General features: G+C 65.8%; 1 protein-coding gene. It reads left to right on the top strand.

The annotated features are described in order from the left end of the window. Positions 1-165 precede the first annotated feature (165 nt). Positions 166-456 (top strand): FAD-binding protein (locus tag ACT3UQ_RS19755; RefSeq protein ID WP_444637825.1); only part of this gene is annotated, 291 nt, incomplete at its 3' end.

The raw sequence follows: 456 nt of genomic DNA, 5'->3' as shown, positions 1-456 counted from the left end.
CTGCCGCAGGCCGAGTGGGGCGGCTTCGGCCAGTCCGGGGTCGGCCGCGAGCTGGGGCCGACCGGGCTGGGCGAGTACCAGGAAGCCAAGCACATCTACCAGAATCTGGACCCGCAGGTCACCGGCTGGTTCGCCCAGAAGTAGCGAAGAGGGAAACTGAGGATTATGAGCAACACTAACGAATTTGACTACATCGTCATCGGCGGCGGCTCGGCCGGCGCCGCGGCCGCCGCACGGCTGAGCGAAGACCCAGCGGTACGCATCGCGCTGGTGGAGGCCGGCCCCGATGACCGGGGTCTTGAGGAGGTCTTGCAGCTGAACCGCTGGATGGAACTGCTCGAATCCGGCCTCGACTGGGACTACCCGATCGAGGCGCAGGAGAACGGGAACTCCTTCATGCGCCATTCCCGGGCCAAGGTGATGGGCGGGTGCTCCAGCCATAATTCCTGCATCGCC

This window comes from Glutamicibacter sp. AOP12-B1-11, assembly GCF_052379245.1.
Lineage (GTDB): Bacteria > Actinomycetota > Actinomycetes > Actinomycetales > Micrococcaceae > Glutamicibacter.
Note: the sequence above shows the minus strand (reverse complement) of the source record. Positions and strands in the feature narration are given on the sequence as shown.